The sequence below is a fragment of the Streptomyces sp. FH025 genome (assembly GCF_017427025.1).
Lineage (GTDB): Bacteria > Actinomycetota > Actinomycetes > Streptomycetales > Streptomycetaceae > Kitasatospora.
On record NZ_JAFLNG010001069.1, the window covers coordinates 1 to 1,716 of the forward strand.

Consider the following 1,716-nt stretch of genomic DNA (forward strand, 5'->3'; position numbering starts at 1 on the left):
AAGACGGCCTCCCCGGCGACGGTGGACGTGTTCAACGCCTCATCCGCAGCGGGGGTGTCCTCCTCCGACGAGGCCGAGGTCCTGGGCGGCCCGGGCTTCAAGGAGGGCCGGCCCACCACCGCCCCGACCGACCCGGGCACCAAGGTGGCCCAGCAGGGTCCGATGGTCGACGCCCGGTCCGGCGGCGGCATCCCCTGCGTCTTCTGATTCCCGTCCGAATCAGGTGATTTCGGGTGGTCTGTCACAGGATGCCCCAGTGGCTGCCCGGGCTGCCGGTGTACCGGAGGTCCGTGATCACCGTGGGCCTAAATATGATCGGAAGCCACGATGGTCGGTCTGTACCGACTTTCGTATGTGCAACCTGGGAACGGTTCGGGCCGTCTCCTCTGTGTGCGGTGCGCCAGATCGTCCGGGGCGTCGCTTCCGTCGGTGAAAGGTACGCGCATGTCAGGTCGGAGGGGCGAGAGCCCGGCTCGGGGCGAGGGCACGCCCGACGCGCTCGCGACGGAGGGCTCGAAGGGCTCCGTGCCCCCGCCGCGCTCCGGCGGCCGGGCGGAGGCCCGCCGTGCCGCACAGGGCAAGGGCGGCGGGAAGGCGGAGGCCGCCGGCGGCGGCCGGGCCGCCGCCCGGCGCAACAGCAAGCCCAAGCGGAACGTGAAGAAGATCGTCGCCTGGTCCGCGGCCGGTGTGCTGGTGCTGATCGCGGGCACCGGCGGTGCGATCTACTACAAGCTGAACGCCAACATCAAGACCTTCGACGCCGACGCGGTGTCCGGCGACCGCCCGCCGGAGGCCAAGGCCGACGCGGACGGCAACAAGCCGGTCAACCTGCTGCTGATCGGCTCGGACAGCCGGGGCAAGAACAACGCGGACCTCGGCGGCGGCGAGGACGGCGGCGCCCGCTCGGACACCACGATCCTGCTGCACGTCTACGCCGACCACAAGCACGCCGTGGGCATCTCGATCCCGCGCAACGCGATGGTGCAGATACCGTCCTGCAAGCTGCCCAACGGCAAGTGGACCAAGGGCGGCGGCACCGACCTGTTCAACGCCGCCTTCTCCATGGGCGGCAGCGACGACGGCAACCCGGCCTGCACCCAGAACACCATCGAGAAGCTCACCGGGATCCGGATCGACCACACCATCGTGGTCGACTTCAACGGCTTCGCCGCGATGACCAAGGCCGTCGACGGCGTGGACATCTGCCTGCCGAAGCCGATCTACGAGGGGGACATCAACCCCAACCTGCACAAGAAGGGCAACCTCGTCCTCCCGCAGGGCAAGCAGACCGTCCAGGGCCAGCAGGCGCTCGACTACGTGCGGCTGCGGCACGGCATAGGCGACGGCTCCGACATCGGCCGGATGAAGCGCCAGCAGGCCTTCCTCAGCTCGCTCGCCACCAAGATGAAGAAGGACGGGCTGAGCCCCACCAACCTGCTGCCGCTCGCGGACGCCGCGACCAAGTCGCTGACCGTCGACGAGGGACTGAACTCCCCGGACAAGCTGCTCTCCTTCGGCATGTCGCTGAAGAACATCGACATGCACGACCTCAAGTTCGTGACCGCGCCCTGGCGCTACCGCACCCAGGACAAGAACATCGACCTCGTCGAGTCGGACGCCAACAAGCTCTGGGAGACCCTCAAGGCCGACCAGACCATCGACGGCCAGAACGCCACCGGCCAGCAGCCGGATGCCCTCGGCAGCGGTACGACCCCG

2 protein-coding genes are annotated in these 1,716 nt (G+C 68.9%); both read left to right on the top strand.

Translation table 11 applies throughout. The features are described 5' to 3' along the window. Positions 1-207: hypothetical protein (locus J0670_RS37370; protein WP_207817224.1), on the top strand; the 207-nt coding region annotated here is incomplete at its 5' end. A gap of 237 nt (positions 208-444) precedes the next feature. Then, a partial coding sequence (locus J0670_RS37375) for an LCP family protein (RefSeq protein WP_207817225.1) occupies positions 445-1,716 on the top strand: 1,272 nt, incomplete at its 3' end.